The 17,474-nt window shown below is 43.1% G+C and carries 20 protein-coding genes; 10 read left to right on the forward strand and 10 right to left on the reverse strand.

The window, feature by feature from the left end:
* Nucleotides 1–251: 251 nt before the first annotated feature.
* A complete protein-coding gene (locus JMX48_RS00170) occupies nt 252–854 on the reverse strand; it encodes a hypothetical protein (RefSeq protein WP_201533051.1) in 603 nt (200 codons plus the stop codon).
* Nucleotides 855–1,223: 369 nt separating this feature from the next.
* Here JMX48_RS00170 and JMX48_RS00175 point away from each other — a divergent pair, with 369 nt between their 5' ends.
* Complete coding sequence (locus JMX48_RS00175; RefSeq protein ID WP_227687817.1) at nt 1,224–1,778, forward strand: DUF2799 domain-containing protein; 555 nt, start codon at nt 1,224–1,226, stop codon at nt 1,776–1,778.
* Between the two features lie 44 nt (nt 1,779–1,822).
* On the opposite strand, the gene JMX48_RS00180 is transcribed toward JMX48_RS00175, so the two are convergent.
* The 4 genes from JMX48_RS00180 to JMX48_RS00195 all read right to left on the reverse strand — a co-directional run bounded on the left by JMX48_RS00180 (nt 1,823) and on the right by JMX48_RS00195 (nt 4,826).
* Nucleotides 1,823–2,407 carry a hypothetical protein gene (locus JMX48_RS00180; RefSeq protein WP_201533052.1) on the reverse strand — a complete coding sequence of 195 codons (585 nt, stop codon included), beginning with the start codon at nt 2,405–2,407 and terminating at the stop codon, nt 1,823–1,825.
* 174 nt (nt 2,408–2,581) lie between these two features.
* Entirely contained in the window at nt 2,582–2,983 is a 402-nt protein-coding gene (locus tag JMX48_RS00185; RefSeq protein WP_201533053.1) for an ExbD/TolR family protein, read from the reverse strand.
* Nucleotides 2,984–3,085: 102 nt separating this feature from the next.
* Entirely contained in the window at nt 3,086–3,775 is a 690-nt protein-coding gene (locus tag JMX48_RS00190; RefSeq protein ID WP_201533054.1) for a MotA/TolQ/ExbB proton channel family protein, read from the reverse strand.
* Between the two features lie 82 nt (nt 3,776–3,857).
* Nucleotides 3,858–4,826, reverse strand: coding sequence for a TonB family protein (locus JMX48_RS00195; protein ID WP_201533055.1), 969 nt, complete (start codon nt 4,824–4,826; stop codon nt 3,858–3,860).
* A gap of 462 nt (nt 4,827–5,288) precedes the next feature.
* Between JMX48_RS00195 and JMX48_RS00200 the strand changes: the two genes are divergently transcribed.
* From JMX48_RS00200 to JMX48_RS00240, 9 genes are all read left to right on the forward strand, one after another.
* On the forward strand, nt 5,289–6,341 hold the full coding sequence (locus JMX48_RS00200) for a siderophore ABC transporter substrate-binding protein (RefSeq protein ID WP_201533056.1): 1,053 nt from the start codon (nt 5,289–5,291) through the stop codon (nt 6,339–6,341).
* A gap of 71 nt (nt 6,342–6,412) precedes the next feature.
* The gene (locus JMX48_RS00205) at nt 6,413–7,513 is read left to right on the forward strand and encodes an ABC transporter permease (RefSeq protein ID WP_201533058.1); all 1,101 of its coding nucleotides are present in this window, start codon (nt 6,413–6,415) and stop codon (nt 7,511–7,513) included.
* A gap of 157 nt (nt 7,514–7,670) precedes the next feature.
* Nucleotides 7,671–8,720 (forward strand): iron chelate uptake ABC transporter family permease subunit, encoded by a 1,050-nt coding sequence (locus tag JMX48_RS00210; protein WP_201533060.1) that lies wholly within the window; start codon nt 7,671–7,673, stop codon nt 8,718–8,720.
* Between the two features lie 75 nt (nt 8,721–8,795).
* The gene (locus JMX48_RS00215) at nt 8,796–9,554 is read left to right on the forward strand and encodes an ABC transporter ATP-binding protein (protein WP_201533062.1); all 759 of its coding nucleotides are present in this window, start codon (nt 8,796–8,798) and stop codon (nt 9,552–9,554) included.
* A gap of 158 nt (nt 9,555–9,712) precedes the next feature.
* Nucleotides 9,713–9,988, forward strand: a complete 276-nt coding sequence (locus tag JMX48_RS00220; protein WP_201533064.1) for a Trp family transcriptional regulator — start codon at nt 9,713–9,715, stop codon at nt 9,986–9,988.
* Nucleotides 9,989–10,072: 84 nt separating this feature from the next.
* Nucleotides 10,073–11,491, forward strand: a complete 1,419-nt coding sequence (locus JMX48_RS00225; RefSeq protein WP_201533066.1) for an anthranilate synthase component I family protein — start codon at nt 10,073–10,075, stop codon at nt 11,489–11,491.
* Nucleotides 11,492–11,525: 34 nt separating this feature from the next.
* Entirely contained in the window at nt 11,526–12,173 is a 648-nt protein-coding gene (locus tag JMX48_RS00230) for an anthranilate synthase component II (RefSeq protein ID WP_201533068.1), read from the forward strand.
* A 7-nt stretch (nt 12,174–12,180) separates the two neighbouring features.
* Nucleotides 12,181–12,939, forward strand: a complete 759-nt coding sequence (locus JMX48_RS00235) for a lysozyme inhibitor LprI family protein (protein WP_201533071.1) — start codon at nt 12,181–12,183, stop codon at nt 12,937–12,939.
* A gap of 241 nt (nt 12,940–13,180) precedes the next feature.
* Nucleotides 13,181–13,597 carry an SRPBCC domain-containing protein gene (locus JMX48_RS00240; RefSeq protein ID WP_201533073.1) on the forward strand — a complete coding sequence of 139 codons (417 nt, stop codon included), beginning with the start codon at nt 13,181–13,183 and terminating at the stop codon, nt 13,595–13,597.
* A 249-nt stretch (nt 13,598–13,846) separates the two neighbouring features.
* Here JMX48_RS00240 and JMX48_RS00245 read toward each other — a convergent pair whose 3' ends face one another.
* The 5 genes from JMX48_RS00245 to JMX48_RS00265 all read right to left on the reverse strand — a co-directional run bounded on the left by JMX48_RS00245 (nt 13,847) and on the right by JMX48_RS00265 (nt 17,472).
* Nucleotides 13,847–14,092 carry a transposase gene (locus JMX48_RS00245; RefSeq protein WP_201533075.1) on the reverse strand — a complete coding sequence of 82 codons (246 nt, stop codon included), beginning with the start codon at nt 14,090–14,092 and terminating at the stop codon, nt 13,847–13,849.
* 239 nt (nt 14,093–14,331) lie between these two features.
* Entirely contained in the window at nt 14,332–15,111 is a 780-nt protein-coding gene (locus JMX48_RS00250; protein WP_201533077.1) for a transglutaminase-like domain-containing protein, read from the reverse strand.
* A 153-nt stretch (nt 15,112–15,264) separates the two neighbouring features.
* Entirely contained in the window at nt 15,265–15,501 is a 237-nt protein-coding gene (locus JMX48_RS00255) for a hypothetical protein (protein ID WP_201533079.1), read from the reverse strand.
* A 469-nt stretch (nt 15,502–15,970) separates the two neighbouring features.
* Nucleotides 15,971–16,714 (reverse strand): amino acid ABC transporter ATP-binding protein, encoded by a 744-nt coding sequence (locus tag JMX48_RS00260; protein ID WP_201533081.1) that lies wholly within the window; start codon nt 16,712–16,714, stop codon nt 15,971–15,973.
* 74 nt (nt 16,715–16,788) lie between these two features.
* Nucleotides 16,789–17,472, reverse strand: coding sequence for an amino acid ABC transporter permease (locus JMX48_RS00265; protein WP_201533556.1), 684 nt, complete (start codon nt 17,470–17,472; stop codon nt 16,789–16,791).
* Between the last annotated feature and the right edge of the window lie 2 nt (nt 17,473–17,474).

Genomic DNA, 17,474 nt, shown 5'->3' on the forward strand with positions numbered 1-17,474 from the left:
ATATAGGTAAATTAAAAGTAAGAATAAATTCAGCAGCATGGCAATTTATAATAATTATTTATAATAGCTCAGCGAGTTATTATCAAAATAGCTGCTCATGAAACGGTTGTAAAACAAACGATAACGTTAAGACAAAGTTGTAGTTATAAAGAAGTTACACTGCTGAACGTAATAATGTCAACTACAAATGACTAAGAGTTCGCTAAAAGCACTTGCATATTAACTGTTAATGGAGATTAAAAAATAATTTTCTATTTTATAGATTTCTTTTGCATCTGTAGCGACCATTTCTCAAGGTTTTCTTTCAGCAATAATAAGTCTTTTTCAATCGCTTGCTGATGATAAGTAGGGTTGGTCGATGGACGGACGTAAGCAATATCTTCCCAATAAATAACGATGCTATTGGCCTTAGTCAGTAGACCTTTTACAAATGGCTCAATATTGATTGGTAAATCCAGAGGCGCTTTGTCCAAGCTAAAATCAGTCTTATTGACAGCTGTGCTGATATTCATCTGATTAGAACGAATGGCACTTGGAATATTGAGCTTGATATCATCTCTAGTCGGATCGACAAAACTACTATCGGGTCGCCATTGCCCATCAATTACTTGATAGCGTGTATGCGGCAGCTTCGTATCATCTAGCACCAAACAATATTGACCCATCATGCCGCGACCATACTCGTTGTCCCGACCCTTTATCCAGTCTGGACAGGCTACCAGCTTTGGATTTAGCTGCAAACGACGCGCCGTCATACGCAGTCTATCTAAACGCTGATCGATACCGTTAGGTTTGAGCGCCATCATACTCCCTAAGACGAATAGTACAATGATAACGCCAATCAATGTTCCCATGATGGTCTGACCCTTTGACTGAATTAAAGTAGTGCTAAAAAATACAATTGCCTTTATTTATACCACTGTCGATGGTGCGAGCAGATATCATATAAATAGTGGTAAAAAACTTACTAGCAGATAAATGACTGTTTAACCAATACCTGATAGATAGATGCTTATAATGAGCACGAACCGTCAAAAATCAAGCGTGATACATTAACGACCACTAAAACTCCAACGATTTGGTTGGCGGCAGAGGCGTTATTTACTTTAGCATATCAAATACTTAGCTCGATTAAAAAATAAGCATAATAACAATACACAAAAATTTGTCAGCCTCAAAAAGTGCTATGATAAACCATAATTTTAAACGCGCGCAGGTTTATTATGAATTATCTAATTAAGCTAAACTCATTGACTGCTGATTTTACTAGCAAACTGAGCCATACCATCATGAGTAAACCCGTTATTATTCTGTCGGTGATGACCGCGACAGTGATGACCTTGTCAGGCTGTGCAACCACACAAAGCCTCACACCGCAGCAGTGTCAGGCCAGTAACTGGCAAGAAGTTGGCTATGCAGACGGTTTAAATGGGCGTTCAGGCGCTTACTTTGGTCAATATGCCAATAGTTGCGCGAGCGTCGGCGGTACAATGCCCAATCGTATAAAATGGGAGCAAGGCCGTCAGCAAGGCCTCAAAAATTATTGTACCGAACTCACTGCTTATAAAGTTGGCCGCGAGGGCTATGATTGGCAGCCCGTTTGCCCACTCGAAGGCATTGAGAAGCTAGAAGAAGCCTACTCTCAAGGACGCTACTATTATATCCGCCAGCGTGACCTTGATTATCTACGTTCGCCCTACCCATTTGGCTATGGACGCTTTGGTTATAGACCTTTCGGTTATGCACCGTTTGGCTACGGTCATGGTTACGGTTGGTAATTTATTAATAAATTAAGTAAATGAGTTTTGATATATCAAATAAACTATGCACTAGTAGCCCATGAAAATAGTACATAGTTATCTTTTGTTTCGTAAAATATTGAAATTTCGTTCCACTCTATAATGAGTCCTATTGCTCTGACAATTGAGTTTAATATATAGTTAAAGTTACTTTGCTCATCGTCAATTTCTTTGTTATTAATATAAATCCCCCAGTGTGAGGGTTCATTGAACATACGAGAAGTATCATCTGCAATCAATCGCTTTATGTCGTTAACTATCCATCCTATTTTTTCTTGTGCTTCGTTGGGAGAAATATTTTTGAATAAGAACTGATCTATCAGCGGATTTATAAAATTAATCAAAATATCTCCTACATTATCTTCTGTAGTTTCCTCTATTAACCACTCCTCATAAAAGTGAGTTTCATAAGTGATTAATGATACAAAAGCTTCAAAGCTATTACTTACATCTTGTTTTGCACATGTGAAAAAATGAGCACTACTTGAACCTTCATGCATCGTTCGAAACTCTATAATATTTGTTTGATATTTTTGACTCAGAAGCATATATTTTTTCACAAGCTCAATATGAGAATAAAACCTTTCTTTAGATATCAAATATTCCATAACGTTAACCCTCGATGCTTTTTCAAGTACAATAAATCATTACACTAATAAAGAAAACCTCGCAAAGTTGCCCAAGCGAGGTTCAATAAATTTTTATTCTTTTCGTTGTTTTTCTTATTATCTCAGCGTTTTATCGCTATAAAGTATCCAAATAATACGGTTCGTGAGTACATGCTACTCGTTAACAAACGCTACTTTGGTGAGTCCAGCTTGACTGGTAGCCGCCAATACTTGAGCAACTGTATCGTATTTACTTTCTTTGTCAGCGCGCAGTTGTACCGAAGGGTCTTTACCACCAGCACTCTGTTGCTGCAATCGTGTCTCAAGCTCTGCCATACTAATCGGAGTGCTGTCCCAAAATATTCCTGCGTCCTTATCAATGCTAATTTGAATGGCTTCTGGTGGCGTATCATTCACCGACGCACTGGTCTTCGGTAAGTCTAATGGCACCGTCGGATTTAGCACGGTCGCCGTCAATAAAAATATAATCATCAATACCAGCATGATATCGATTAGCGGAATGAGGTTCATCTCATTCATGCTTTGCACGTCATCATCACCCAATTGAAATGCCATAATCATTCTCAATACGTTTAGTTATTCGCAATACAGCCAGCACTTTTTAACAGGTCACTGGCTTGTTCTCTCTTAACTGACAACCTTATCACTTGAACACTATTAAGGCTGTGATGCTGCTGAGCTACGATAGTGCTTGGCTTGCTGATCATCTTCTGTGCTTGATTGATGCTCTTTTGCTAACGGCGCTTGAGTGGCAGTAGACTTATTGTTTATTGATGACTGCGAGCTGGTTGCCAGTTTAGCAGAATTTGCCAACAGATCATGCGCACGGTCATTGGCTTGGTACATTACACGGCGGTTCACACGTACCGCAAGGTTATAAAACACTACCGCTGGAATAGCGACAGCGATACCAAGACCGGTCATAATAAGTGCCTCGCCTACTGGCGCTGCAACCTGTCCCAATCCTGCCTGTCCACTCGTGCCAATATTGTGCAGCGCGTGAAAAATACCCCACACTGTCCCAAACAAGCCAATAAATGGCGCAATCGCTGCCGTCGTACCGAGGATAGGTAGTCCACGCTCGCTGGCGAAACGATAACGACCAATATGCTTGAGCAAAGTCTGCTCTGTAATCAAACGCCGAGTAGCAGCGTCCGACTCTACTAGTTCGATCTGTTTAGACTGAAGCTGCTGACTCAAATCATCTGCAACAGTGACCGCCAATTTGCGACTTTGTAACACACGAATGATGCCAGTTACCCATGAAATGATGGATAGGACTAAGAGCACAAAAAATAGGCTTTTAGTCACCATGTCGCTATATTGCCAATACGCTGTAAAGTCCATGTCAGACTCCTTGATTTGTTATTTCATTGCTATTACTTGATTGTTTATCGCTTCGGCGTTACTTAATAAAATGTATATCTATTTATGGCACTTGATACGCGACAGGTAATGTCACATTGCCCACAACTGGTGCACCATTTTTTGTAAATGGTTTAAATTTACCAGAACGTACTTGGCGTTGCGCTTCTTTATCTAACCTTGTATTACCTGAAGATTTAGCAACACCAACACTATCAATACCGCCCTGCTTGTTTACCCTCAAGGTCAGCACAACTGTAAATGTCTCACCTGAAGTGGCTCTGCGTGCAGCACTATCGGGGAAGCTAAAGTTTGGTGCTGATGCCCAGTTAGCGGCACTCGCTGTAAAATTCACTGGCGTATTACTGGCCGCGGCAGCCGCTTTGTCAGCGGCTTCTTTTGCTGCTTTCGCATCTGCTGCAGCTTTGGCTTGAGCGTCGCGAGTGGCCTTGGCTCGGGCAGCATTTTCTGCTGCGTCTCTTGCTGCTTTAGCATTGGCAGCATCACGGGCTGCTTGTGCTTGAGCATCACTATTAGCTTGAGCATCACGAGCCGCTTTTTCGGCAGCAGCGGTTTTTGCATCGGCAGCGGCTTTCGTTTTTGCTGCTATAAGTCTACGTTGCTCATCGGCAGCAGCAGTATCAACTTTAGGTTCTATCTTCTTGTCTTTCGGTTTGTCTTTAGTCTGTTGTTTTTTTACTGGTTCTTTAGGAGCTGCTTTAGGTGCAGTCTTTTTCTCTACTACTGGCTTTACTGGTGTTTTTGGCTTTGGTTGTACGACTGGTTTGGCTTGAGGTTTTGGCTCCTCTTTAGGCGCTATTTCTGTTACCTCCACCTCAGATGCAGGATCTTCGGTCGGTAAGGTTACAAGCTCGATCTCAATAGGCGCCGTATTTTTTTCTGCTTCAACCTTTAATTCAGGAGTTTTGATCGCTGCTAATGCTAATGCCGTCAGCAGGTGCAACCCCACAACTATAACAACAGCGGCAATTTTTAGTCTACGTGGTGGCGCGTCTAAACTCGTTGAACTCATAACACCCTAATATTAATTAACTGAAGTGGAATGGCGTAGATAATAATGCAAACGATAATTATTATCAATAATAATTATGATAATTTTCTTATTCCTTTTACTACCATTCAATAAATTACCGCTGTTTTAAGCAGAAAAATTAGCCTAGCTATTCAACTATCACTCATTTAACAGTCGCAACAAAGAAGAAAGCTATTATTAATAATAAAAATCATTACCATTTGTATTGATAATGATTCTCAATTAATCTATCATAACCACTGCTTGATTACTCATCTTATGATATTAAAAATTATTGAGATGCTAAAAACATAATCGCCAACCAAGCGATAAGAATTAATAACGTTCAAAGCAATACTATCGATTATCGTATGGCGTGCACCGTTACGCTAAGCAATTTTTTTAATTCACTGGCAATTATTTTTTCATATTTTGCCCAAACCTCTGGTATCCGAGTTATTTATGTCTCTTACTTTATTGTCTAACCGCTCTTCTCGCACTTTTTTTAAACGTCCGCTATTGACTGCAGTCATGACAGCATTTGTGGCTACCATCAGTGTCGCAGGCTGTACCTCGCCTGAGTCGAATGACTCTGAGCCAGCAGATGCTAAAACTGAAAACAAAACCGCTGATGCTTCTTCGAATGTTGCTAATAATGACAATGTTTCTGCTCAAACCATTGCGGTTAATACGGTAAAAGGGGATGTCGATTTAGCGATAAGTCCCTCACCACTAGTGGTCTATGACATGAGTTTGTTACAAGATTTAGCGGCACTTGATGTGGCTGTTGATGGTGCGCCAAGTAAGCTGCTGTTAGATAATTTGCATGCCAAAACTCAGCCTGAAGCAAAAGGTGTCGGTACTGTATTTGAGCCAGATCTTGAAGCATTGAACGCTATGAAGCCGCAAGCGATCTTGATTGGTTCGCGTATGGCAAAAAAATATGATGAGCTATCAAGTATTGCTCCAACGCTAGACATGACGATTGATACGGCGAATATTTATGAATCAAGTAAGCAGCGCTTACATGATTTGGGCGCTCTATTTGGTAAAAGTGACCAAGCGGCTAAACTGCAAGGCGATATTGATACCCTTATTGACGACACTAAAACCGTGACCAAAGATAAAGGTAAGGGTTTAGTCATTATGGTTAGCGGTAATAAAATGTCTACCTATGGTGATAAATCACGCTATGGCTTTATTCATACTGTCCTAGGTGTACCAATGGCAGATGATCAAATCAAAGATGCCAGTCACGGTCAGCCTGTCTCTTTTGAGTATCTGCAAAAGATCAATCCAGACTGGTTATTTGTTGTTGATCGTAGTGCCGCCGTTGGTGCAGATGGTGTAGGTGCCAAAGCAGTGTTAGACAACCCACTGGTCGCTCAAACCAATGCGTGGACTAAAAACCAAGTGGTTTACCTAAGCCCAGACTCTTATCTTGCATTCGGTGGCTATTATCAGTGGATTCAGGATTTGACCACTATTAAGAATGCATTTGCTGGTGCTAAATAAACGTTATCAACGTTTAAGCAATTGCACTGAGTGTTCGTTATAATCTCTCATTTTTTAAGCCAGTAGTCACTATGTCGTTATTTTCACATCGTGCTCGTACCAGCGTTAAAGCCAGCTCTTCTTTGCCAACGACTGCAGCAAGTTGGCAAAAAGAGTCTGGTGAAGGCCTGAGCCCCAAACATCGACGCGCCGCCATACCACCGTGGTTAATTAATACGGGTAGCCTCATTATTATGGGGCTTTTGGTATTATTAAGCCTATCTATTGGCGTGGCGGATTTTTCGTGGTCAGGTATTCTGCAAAGCCTTATTAATAATAGCGCTAACTCCGATAGCTCACTGATGCTTGTCAGCCGTATGCCGCGTACCATTGCCATTATTTTGACAGGTATTGCCATGGCAGTGGCTGGGATGATCATTCAAGTGGTACTAAAAAACCGCTTCGTTGAGCCATCGATGGTCGGTGCTACCCAGAGCGCGGCGCTCGGGTTATTGGTCGTCAGTCTACTGTTCCCAGCCAGTGCGCTCATCATAAAAATGAGCGTGGCCACCATCACTGCAGTGTTTGGCATGATGCTATTTATGCTGCTCATTCACCGCATTCCACCGACTGATTTTTTGATGGTTCCACTCATTGGTATTGTCTTTGGCGGGATCATTGAGGCGGTGACGACTTTTATCGCTTATCAAACCGAGACGTTACAGATGCTCAGCGTTTGGCAATTTGGTGATTTTTCTGGTGTATTAGCAGGCCGTTATGAGTTGCTTTGGCTGACGGGCGGGCTATGTATTCTCGCTTATGTCATTGCTGATAAATTAACCATCGTTGGTCTGGGCGATAATATCGCGCTGAACTTAGGCATTAGCAAGCGACAAGTAACGTGGATTGGGGTTGGCATGGTGGCGATGATGAGTGCTGTCGTCGTCGTGACAGTTGGTATGATTCCCTTTATTGGTTTGGTCGTCCCCAATATTGTGAGTCGCTTGATGGGTGATAAGTTACGCCGTAGTTTGCCAGCAGTCGCGCTGTTAGGAGCTTCGGCAGTGCTGTTATGCGATATTATCGGGCGCTCTATTCGTTACCCGTTTGAAGTGCCTGTTGCCACTGTCTTTGGTGTTGTTGGTACTGTGCTGTTTTTATGGCTATTGCTGCGTGCGCCCGCCGATCAATGAGATATCTGATCCTTTATTATACGTGGGTTCTTAGTCGTTCACTCATTGCAGCACATTGAACCTTCATACCTTCAGACATTTGGACATGGTTACTTATTTTCTCAATGTAACTGTCCTTTTGTCTGATTAGATAAGCTTGACGCTATAGGATTTGCCCATGTTTTCATCGTCTACGCCTAGCTCTACAGAAAAGAGCACTACAGAAAACGGCCACGACGCTTCTGCAGCTTGGCAAAAACGCCTTGTTCAATTTTGGACATTCATAGTAAACCATCCAAAAACAGTAGCTGCCATCATATTAGCAATGTCGATGACGCTGTTTTTAACACTCAACGTCAATGGCTATTGGGATTTTGCACTGCCACTACGAGGCAAAAAATTGCTGGCATTGATGGTGGTCGGGTATGCTATTGGCGTCTCAACGTTACTGTTTCAAACCTTGACGCACAACCCCATTTTGACACCTTCTTTATTAGGTTTTGACTCACTATATGTGTTGCTCCAAAGCTTGTTGGTTTTCTTTTTGGGTGCGATTAGCTTTACGAGTATCAATCCTATTGCCAAATTTGCTCTCGAAATTGTCCTCATGTTTGGCGCATCCATGCTGTTGTTCCAACTGTTGTTTTCAAAAAGTAGCCAAGATTTGACTCGACTCATATTGGTGGGTGTGATCTTCGGTGTATTGTTTCGTAGCTTATCGGCCTTAATTGCAAGACTGATTAATCCTGATGATTTTGTGGTAGTACAATCGGCCAGTTACGCACAATTTAATACGGTGAATCCGCAACTGCTTGGTATCAGCCTATTTATTTGTATCATTAGTGGCTTGTTTATTTGGCGTTGGCGCTATCAGTGCGATGTACTGATGTTAGGTAAAGCGCAAGCAACCAACCTTGGTATCAACTATCAACGTCTAGCATTTGGGCTGCTAACCGTCATTGCGGTATTGGTCGCGACTGCCACAGCGTTGGTCGGGCCAGTGACCTTTTTTGGTCTATTAGTTTGCGCTTTGACCAATCGTATCGCTCGCCATATGTATCATAGCGAGCGTCTGATTTTGGTCAGCTTGGTAGCGATGATTTGCTTGGTGCTTGGTCAGACCGTATTTGAACAAGTACTGGGCATGGCAGGTGTACTGTCGGTCATCATTGAGTTAGCAGGCGGAATCGTATTTTTATTATTGATTTTTATGACTCAGCGTCGTTAAGAAACAGCGCCGTTAATCTTTAATAAATACCATAAAAACAAGACCTTCTCACATTTGCAAAAAACAAGAATCACTATGATTAAAATAAATAATATCTCTTACCATATTGGCAAACAGCAAATCCTACGTGACGTGACCCTGTCTTTACCAAGCGCACAAATCGTTGCGTTGATCGGCCCCAATGGCGCTGGCAAATCTACCTTGTTCTCAGTTATGTCACGCCTGCAGCCGCTACAGTCCGGACAAGTCTGCTTCGGCGAGCATGATATTGCTAACTGTCATGCGAGGACACTATCCAAAACAGTCGCCATGCTCGGACAAGACAATCAAGTACAAGGGCGCTTGCGGGTGCATGAGCTGCTGATGTTCGGACGCTATCCTTATCATCAAGGGCAACCAACTGCAAGCGATCAACAAAAAGTACAGGAAATTATCGAACGCTTCGAGCTTGAATCTTTAGCCGATCGTTTTTTATCAACATTGTCAGGTGGTCAACGCCAACGGGTATTGATTGCGATGATTGTCTGTCAAGACACGCCCTACTTACTACTCGACGAGCCGCTAAATAATTTGGATATGTACCACGCAGGACGTCTGATGCGTGAGCTGTGTGAGGTGAGCCATAGCCAACAAAAAACCGTCGTGATTGTCCTACATGATATCAATCAAGCCGCTCAATTTGCCGATACGGTCGTCACGATGAAAGAAGGACAAGTGATGGCAGTTGGTGAACCTGCTGATGTCCTTACCAAAGAGACAATGAAGGAATTATATAACGTCGATGTGACTGTACTGAATCATCAAGGTCGTCCAGTGATTGTGGATACGGTTTAAGCGCTGGCTATTTGGCAGCGATGCCTATTTGGTAGTACTCATATTCTAAAACATGATCAGGTTTCACCCTGAAACTTTCTTGTCACTTGCCTTTTATGTACTACTGTACTAGAATGCTGAAACAAGACAGTCATTCCTTCTTATTAAGACCAAACATTATGAGCACTGATCCCTATCACAGTTTATTGAATCATCTGACAAGTTGTCACGACAGGGCTGATATCGAAGTATTATTGAATGCGTTGTTAACGGGTAAGGAGCAACAAGAGATTGCCAATCGTATTCGTATCTTTGACTTGCTTGAGCGCGGTGCTACCCAGCGGGACATATCTGAGCAGTTAGGTGTGGGTATTGCCACCGTCTCACGTGGTGCCAAAGCCATTCAAATTCATGATGTTAGCGCCTTACTTACGACCCATAGGCAAGACGATTAATTTATTAACCTGTATCCTAAACAACACTGTCTAAACTTCTCTCATTTTTAATTGTTATACACTTGAACTATTTCGGACTTCGTTATGACTTCTCCTACGCCCAAACAAATACAACCTGCGCTTATTGATATTCCAAGCAAACCGCAGCGAATAAAACTTACCCAAGATATTGACTTTTTTGCCTTATTCAAGCGTATTGAGCGGACTTTTGATACCTGTTATTTGCTCGAATCATTGGGTGAAGACAGCCATATCTCACGCCACCATGCCATTGGTTTTGATCCTGTCATGACTATTACTGCACTGGATCGCACTACCCTTGCCATTACCGATAATAAAACGGTGGAAACCAACCATTATCAAACTGACAATCCTTACCAGCTATTACGTGCAATCACTCCGCAGCACGTCATCGCCCGCGATCAAAGCGGCGGCCTTGTCGGTTACTTGGGTTATGACTGTGTGAATTTTTTTGAGCCAAACTTAAATGCCAAAGCCAGCGAAGACTTTGAACCGTTCAAATTTGGCGTATATTTGGATGGTTTGACGCTCGATAAAATGACTGGTGAGATTTTCTATTTCTATTATCCCACTGCTCAGCAAGACAACCGCATCGAACAAATCAAAGCCTTACTCGATACACCGATACCAAGCTACGAGCCGCCCATGGTTGAGTTTTTGGGTGACGGTATGAATGAAGAAGAGCATGCTCAAATTGTCAAAAAAGTTAAAGAAGACATCATCTCTGGGCGTATCTTTCAGTGTGAAGTCGGCTTTAAATCTAAGTACCATATTTCGGGTGACAAAATGCCGATTTATGAAAAACTGCGGTCGGTTAATCCATCACCGCACATGTACTTTATGAAATTTGCCCAGCAATGCATCATTGGTGCCTCTCCTGAGCTCTTGTTTCGCTTGCGTCAAGGTGAAATGGAAACGTATCCACTAGCAGGCACGGCCAAACGCGGTGTCGATGTCGTCGAAGATCGTAAGCTTGCCCGTGCATTGCTAAACGATGCTAAAGAAATTGCCGAGCACAATATGTTGGTAGATTTGCATCGCAACGATATTGGCCGCGTGGCGCAATTTGGTACGGTAAAAGTTCGTAGCTTGATGGACATCAAACGCTTCTCGCACGTACAGCATATTTCCTCTGAAATCGTCGGTATTTTGCATCCTGATGAGGATATGTTCAGTGCTCTTGCCAGCAATTTCCCCGCTGGTACTTTATCAGGTGCGCCAAAAATTGAAGCCATCAAAGTAATTAATGAGCTGGAGCCTGATGGGCGCGGTGCTTATGGCGGTGCGTTGGGATCATTTAACTTCAATGGTGATTGTATCTTTGCCATTCCTATTCGTACGTTATTCATCAACGGTGATTCCGCCTACTCGCAAACCTGTGGCGGCAATGTGTATGACTCCAATCCAGCAGATGAATATTTGGAAATCCAGCGCAAGCTGTCAGCCATGAAAGTGGTATTAAGCAGCTTTATGGATGCGTAAATTGATTGTATTTTTGCCAAAGAGTTTATAACCTATGAATGTTTTAATTATCGATAACTACGACTCGTTTACTTTTAATCTTTACCAATATATCGGTGAGATTTTGCAGACCATGGACGGTGATAAAGCCGCAAACGTCATGGTTAAACGCAATAATGAGATTACGTTAGCAGACGTGCAGGCGATGAATCTTGATCGCATCATCATCTCACCCGGTCCTGGTGCGCCTGATGATCCCGCCTACTTTGGTATTTGTAGCGAGGTGATCGAAGTACTGGGAAAGACAATCCCACTATTGGGCGTTTGCTTGGGTATGCAAGGCATCGCGCATGTTTTTGGTGGTGACGTCGTGCTTGCCAACGTCCCGATGCATGGTAAAACATCATCAATTCGCAACGACGGTGCAGGTGTTTATCAAGGGTTGCCACAAGAGCTTGAGATCATGCGCTATCACTCATTGATGGTAAAAGCAGATACGCTACCAGATTGCTTGACCGTGACAGCCGTGGTCGCCAACGACGCTCATGCTGAGTTAAGCTTAGCCGAATCAGCGCTAGCAGGTGATGAAATCATGGGATTACAGCACAAACAATATCCGATTCAAGGGGTACAATTTCACCCAGAGTCTTTTGCTACCGAAGGCGCTAAACGTTTGCTCACGAACTTTTTGCGACAGGTATAACCCTATTATGTCTGTCTTATTCCCATATGAATTTCGCTTACCGATATATCAACGACTACGCCGTGTAGGTTTATTTGCGAGTCTGATGCTATGCGCTTCTGTTAGCAACGCAGTGGCACCTATTCAGGCAAATTTTGTATTGGGAATGGACGTACAAGGACAACGCTTAAACCTTTATCATGGCTGTAAGGAGTATGAAATTGGTTGTGACGACGGGCTGTTAGTTGCACCAAATTTGGCGCGCTTGGTACTTACTGCGCCATCAGCAAAGCATCTTGATAAATCACCTTATGCCGTAAAACTTTATCCTGCTAAAACCAAGCATAGCTTATGTAAAGATGGCGTGACGCCATGTAGTTTTCAGGGGTATAGCTTCGAGGGAGAAGATATTAATGGATTTATAAATCCATCAAATAAGGAAATAACTATAAGTAGTAAATGGACGACTGACAGCCAAACTTTCTCTTACCTAGAAAACTCGACTTATCTGCCACTAGCGTCGCAGTCTGGTCTCATTGATTCTTTATATAAAACTTCTGACAAAGATTTAAATAGTAGTTACAGACTTGTCGGAAAAGATATAGAGAACATATACGGTCAAGATAGCTTGAATGCGTTCAAAAAAGATCAGGTTAGATGGATAAGGCAGCGTTCAAAGGACTGCGGGGCAGATTCTCGGCATCTACCGAGAACCCAAGCTGAAAAAGTTTGTTTTATTCAGCAAAATAATGCTCGAATGGAAGAGTACTTTTTGTGGATTGATTAGAGCCGTCTTCTTATTTTGAGAGTAGACTTGTTGCATAAGTCGGTTGCTTAGCAATACCTACTTATGAATTATCGCACACACTCTAAGATAAGTAGTCACATTATAGCGGTCTGTTGTAAGTGGTCTATTAATAGGTTTGAAAGCTCAAAATTTTAAGAGAATACAACAACACACCTTACTTTTTAGAATTTAATACTCTAGAAATATAAAAAAAATTACTCGCACCGTGGAGTTCTAACTCGTGAAAATCATTGCTGAAACCAAAATTCCTGCGCCGATCGATGTCGTTTGGCACGCTTTTAATGATCCGAATGATATCCTACAATGGGACTCCTGCGATGAATGGCATACGATCACGGCATCGAACGATTTAAAGGTTGGTGGCTTGTTAGAACTGCGCATCGAGTCTAAAGTTGGTAAGTCAGGTTTCGATTTTGCTGCTATCTATACGCAAGTAGAAACAAACCGTCTGATCGAATGGCGGCAGATGGATGATGACCGCCTTATCCGTGTGGATTTTTCCGAAAATGGCACTGGCACTATCGTCCGACAGACGTTTAACGCTGATCCGACGATCCCCAGCGATGAGGAGCAGGCAGATTGGCAGGGTGTGCTAGACAATTTTGGAAGGCATGTAGCCGCAAAGCATGATATTTGATTGGCTAATTGTCCGCGAGACACGGAGCTCAATAAGCTTCGATATAATCGTGACTGAATATTCTAGATACGCTCTAATTGGACGCTTACTAAACGGTGATGCATCCTTTTTTAGTCGATTAATCCTCTTAAACTTCTACTCATTAGAGTCTGAGCTATGCTGACAATCCCCTAGAAACCAACTTAGGAGATTTTAATCAGAAAGCTTAATGATAATGACCTACCTATCGGTTTAACAGTCACTAAAGTCTTATCTAAGACTATCAGTTCGATGCCTGTATAGCGCACCAAACACATACTGATAACTCATTGAGTGAATATACCACTTTGAAAATGGGGTTAGAGACTGAACAGGGATCAGTCCTAAAAAGGCAGTAGCCTGAGACGCTTTCGTAAAGTTTTTATCGTGCATGAGGGACAGCATCTGTCTTGAGACAATAACACCGACGCCATTGCTCATTTGTAGCAGATCTTGGTCTTGCGTATTCTTGGACACGCAACATGGCATGCTTACCGTGTCCTTGATCCGCAAGGTGAAGAGCGCGAAACCGATTGAGCAGGACAATGACTCGCATGCCTAGGTTCGATACTGAATAAAATGGATACACGACAATAGCCTGCGTGGCTGGGATAAATTTTTCTTGCTTGCTGTGCCTGTGCAGACAGAGGCCGCAAAAAATTTATCTCAGCTCCGTTGTCTCTTTTTTATATTGGACTGACTATAGGGTCAGGATCCTAAGCTTGTCTGGTCACGGATACCGATTGGTTGACCAATTCCATGGATCCGAACGCGGTTAAGAACGCGACGCTGGACGCGTCGGATCCAACACCGATGCGGGCCATCGTGTCGGCATTTGCCATGCCAGTCGGATCAATGAGGTGCCAGCTCCCTCCAAGATAGACCTCAGCCACGGCATGAAAGTCCTGTGGCGTCACATCGGGCGCATAAACGCTCGCGAACCTAGCCGGTATCGACGATGCGCGTGCTAGTGTCACGAGAACATGCGCGAAGTCGCGGCATACGCCCTGACGTTGAACAAAGCTGTCGAGCGCGGTGGTTTGTGCGTGACTCGATCCGGGCACATAGCTAAACGTCGACTGGATCCAATCGCGCATAGCGGCAATCCGCGCGCCGCCAGCAAGATCACCAAACTCGGCTTCCACGAAGGCTTGGAACTGGTCTGACGGGCAATAGCGGGACGGCATCAAATGCTTGATCGTCTCTCCAGGCAAAAGATGGGGAGGCACTTGGAGCAGTGCCGATATGTCTAAGACAGGACGGTCAACGGCAATTTCTGCGATATAAGTGCAACTAAAATCCCCTTCGGCGCTGATCCAAATCCGCTCTCCTATGCCATCATCGGCGGTGACCCGTGAAAAATGCGCAACGTCTGATGTCCAAATCTCAGCTGATCGCACCCGCTGATCCGCAAGATCGGCGGCTTCGATCTGAAGTAAAAGGTCCATCGGCGCGGAGAGCCGATAATGGAGTTTGACGTTGAGTTTCAGGATCATGTTCGAACTCCCTAAGGGTATTTATCTAGCGGGCTGACGATCGCATAGTTTTTCTGATCGGCGCGAGGCGACACCTAAGTCGCGCAGGTCTATCAAAACTGGGATCTTTTGCAATGAACCACCCCGACTATATCAGATACTGGTTTACTTGAGTCAGGTAGCAATGCCTGACAGGATTAAATTATCATAATACCGCCTTTCAAACTCAAAAGGTGAGACATCACCAATGACACTAGGCAGTCGGGCTTTATTAAATCTGGGAAGCGTTAAAAATCGATTAATTATCGATTTACCTTTGCAAGACGAGCGCTGTGCTTGAAGTGCCACCCATTCAAGGGTTACCAGTTCAACATCGTTCACCACATGCCATTGCTCTTTTAGATAGCTCATTTAAATAGTATCGTTTGAATTGAAGACACGCCTTAGTATCATTGATGATATAGAGCAGGTTAAAAAAATGCAAATCTATAAATAACAATGATCATTACCATCAAATTATCTTTTCATATAAAAATCAAACTCAAATTATGGACATAAAAAAAGCCCTAAATAGGCTTTGGTTTCAATAGATGTTCTTGCTATATAGCCATGAACTGCATCATATTAAATTTAATCACAAGAATAGCTATTAAGCCAATAATCAAAAAGCAAACTGCCAAAGATTTCAGTATAAATCTATCCATTATTTTCAGCTTATCTCTAAATTCATTCAACTATTATAGACTATTGTATTGTTTTTAATAGGATCATTCAAGATCACTTCATCGGATAGATGAACGGTCAAATCACTTTAAAAGATCATCAGCCAAGCGACCAATGATCTTTTAATCATTGAATAAATTACCACTGCATAAGTGACTTACAACTGAATACGTTGCAAAAATGCTTGCGTCCTTGGGTGCTCTGAATCTTCAAATAACTGCTTGGCACTACCCTCTTCGACGACCACACCATCTTCGATTAAAACCACATGATCTGCGACATCACGAGCAAAGTTGATTTCGTGCGTCACCACAACCATCGTCCAGCCTTCAGACGCCAGCTTCTTCATCGTCTCAAGGACATCTTGTACCAACTCTGGGTCAAGCGCAGACGTTGGCTCATCAAAGAGCAACAACGACGGCTCAATCGCAAGCGCACGAGCAATACCAATACGCTGCTGCTGACCACCAGATAGCTGAAACGGATACAGATCTGCTTTATCCGACAGTCCTACTTTATCCAGTAATACCAAAGCCTGCTCGCGTGCTTCCGCTTTACTTTGTCCTTGCACCACAGTAGGCCCGAGCATTAAATTGTCAATCGCAGACTTATGAGGGAACAAGTTATACGATTGAAAAACCATGCCTGACTTACGCTGTAGAGCCAACAGGGCTTTTTTCTTTGGCTTGGTGGCAAAGTCTACTGTCAAGCTGCCATCGTCAAAAGCGATAACGCCTTGATCTGGAATCTCCAACGCATTGAGGCATCGTAAAAAAGTCGTTTTACCCGACCCCGATGGCCCTAATATCACAACCACTTTGCCTTTCTCAATGGTCAAATCAATGCCTTTGAGCACCTGATTGCTACCAAAGGCTTTGTGAATATTGGTGACTTGAATCATAAAGGTTCCTATTGTACTAAAGCGATTGTGCAATCATTCCGCTATTTAGCTTAGCGTTATTTGTCCATTTACCGTTATTTGGCAACGTAACGATCAAGCCTTGTTTCAAGCCTGCCTTGGATAAAGGTTAAAAACAAACAAATACCCCAGTAAATCACTGCAGCCTCAGTATAAACCAGCATAAACTCATAGTTACGCGCGGTGATAATCTGTGCTTGTTTAAACAGCTCAGTGACCAGAACCAATGAAGCCAATGACGTCTCTTTTACCAGACCGATAAAAGTATTGGATAACGGTGGCACCGAAACTCTAAGCGCTTGCGGCAAAATAACATGGCGAAAGGTTTGTAAATACGTGAGACCGACGGTGGAACCCGCTTCCCATTGACCTTTTGGAATAGACAAAATCGAGGCACGAACCGTTTCTGACGCATAAGCACCGATATTCAGTGAAAACGCAATAATCGCCGACGGAAATGGATCAAGTTTTACCCCCACACTCGGCAGTCCATAAAAGATAATAAACAGCTGTACCAGCATTGGTGTGCCTCGAATCGCAGACACATAAATACGGGCCAATCTGTAAACCAGCTCATGGAACCAACCGGCACGCGGCACGATACGAATCAGAGCCACTGCCAGCGCAATCGCCATACCAATCGCAAAGGAGATCAAGGCAAGCGGTATCGAATAATAGATACCGCCTTTGAGCATTGGCCAAAACGAGTTGATGACAATTTGCGCCCGATCAGGGCTCATGA

The organism is Psychrobacter immobilis (genome assembly GCF_904846225.1).
Classification (GTDB): domain Bacteria; phylum Pseudomonadota; class Gammaproteobacteria; order Pseudomonadales; family Moraxellaceae; genus Psychrobacter; species Psychrobacter immobilis_F.

Excerpts from the sequence above, each read along its gene's own strand:
- JMX48_RS00170 (WP_201533051.1), bottom strand. The coding sequence starts at position 854 with ATGGGAACATTGATTGGCGTTATCATTGTACTATTCGTCTTAGGGAGT.
- JMX48_RS00175 (WP_227687817.1), top strand. The coding sequence starts at position 1,224 with ATGAATTATCTAATTAAGCTAAACTCATTGACTGCTGATTTTACTAGC.
- JMX48_RS00180 (WP_201533052.1), bottom strand. The coding sequence starts at position 2,407 with ATGGAATATTTGATATCTAAAGAAAGGTTTTATTCTCATATTGAGCTT.
- JMX48_RS00185 (WP_201533053.1), bottom strand. The coding sequence starts at position 2,983 with ATGGCATTTCAATTGGGTGATGATGACGTGCAAAGCATGAATGAGATG.
- JMX48_RS00190 (WP_201533054.1), bottom strand. The coding sequence starts at position 3,775 with ATGGACTTTACAGCGTATTGGCAATATAGCGACATGGTGACTAAAAGC.
- JMX48_RS00195 (WP_201533055.1), bottom strand. The coding sequence starts at position 4,826 with ATGAGTTCAACGAGTTTAGACGCGCCACCACGTAGACTAAAAATTGCC.
- JMX48_RS00200 (WP_201533056.1), top strand. The coding sequence starts at position 5,289 with ATGTCTCTTACTTTATTGTCTAACCGCTCTTCTCGCACTTTTTTTAAA.
- JMX48_RS00205 (WP_201533058.1), top strand. The coding sequence starts at position 6,413 with ATGTCGTTATTTTCACATCGTGCTCGTACCAGCGTTAAAGCCAGCTCT.
- JMX48_RS00210 (WP_201533060.1), top strand. The coding sequence starts at position 7,671 with ATGTTTTCATCGTCTACGCCTAGCTCTACAGAAAAGAGCACTACAGAA.
- JMX48_RS00215 (WP_201533062.1), top strand. The coding sequence starts at position 8,796 with ATGATTAAAATAAATAATATCTCTTACCATATTGGCAAACAGCAAATC.
- JMX48_RS00220 (WP_201533064.1), top strand. The coding sequence starts at position 9,713 with ATGAGCACTGATCCCTATCACAGTTTATTGAATCATCTGACAAGTTGT.
- JMX48_RS00225 (WP_201533066.1), top strand. The coding sequence starts at position 10,073 with ATGACTTCTCCTACGCCCAAACAAATACAACCTGCGCTTATTGATATT.
- JMX48_RS00230 (WP_201533068.1), top strand. The coding sequence starts at position 11,526 with ATGAATGTTTTAATTATCGATAACTACGACTCGTTTACTTTTAATCTT.
- JMX48_RS00235 (WP_201533071.1), top strand. The coding sequence starts at position 12,181 with ATGTCTGTCTTATTCCCATATGAATTTCGCTTACCGATATATCAACGA.
- JMX48_RS00250 (WP_201533077.1), bottom strand. The coding sequence starts at position 15,111 with ATGATCCTGAAACTCAACGTCAAACTCCATTATCGGCTCTCCGCGCCG.
- JMX48_RS00255 (WP_201533079.1), bottom strand. The coding sequence starts at position 15,501 with ATGAGCTATCTAAAAGAGCAATGGCATGTGGTGAACGATGTTGAACTG.
- JMX48_RS00260 (WP_201533081.1), bottom strand. The coding sequence starts at position 16,714 with ATGATTCAAGTCACCAATATTCACAAAGCCTTTGGTAGCAATCAGGTG.
- JMX48_RS00265 (WP_201533556.1), bottom strand. The coding sequence starts at position 17,472 with ATGAGCCCTGATCGGGCGCAAATTGTCATCAACTCGTTTTGGCCAATG.